This is a genomic window from Paenibacillus campinasensis, from assembly GCF_002272015.1.
Classification (GTDB): Bacteria; Bacillota; Bacilli; order Paenibacillales; family Paenibacillaceae; genus Paenibacillus_AQ; species Paenibacillus_AQ campinasensis.
Window position 1 is genome coordinate 1 of the sequence record NZ_NPBY01000152.1, and the last position, 291, is coordinate 291.

Genomic DNA, 291 nt, shown 5'->3' on the forward strand with positions numbered 1-291 from the left:
ACTCATTGATCTCCGAATCAGACAATAAATATACACTAATTTATGATGAACTAGACGATAGATTTCGAAATGAGGAAGTTTACAAACATAGTATTATAAGTTTATTAAAAGCTGCTGATAAAATAAATTTAGAGCTTTATGATACTTCTCCTAACAGCAAGATAATTATCTTGTTGAGAACAGATATATTCGCATTATTAAATGATCCGGACCTTAATAAAATAAAAAGATGTAACGGTGTAACAATTGATTGGGGTAGAAAAAATAACAAGGATTCACCGTTATTTGATC

General features: G+C 28.9%; 1 pseudogene. It reads left to right on the forward strand.

What is annotated here, in order from left to right:
• Positions 1-291 (forward strand): annotated as a pseudogene (locus tag CHH67_RS26660) (hypothetical protein); the annotation flags it as partial.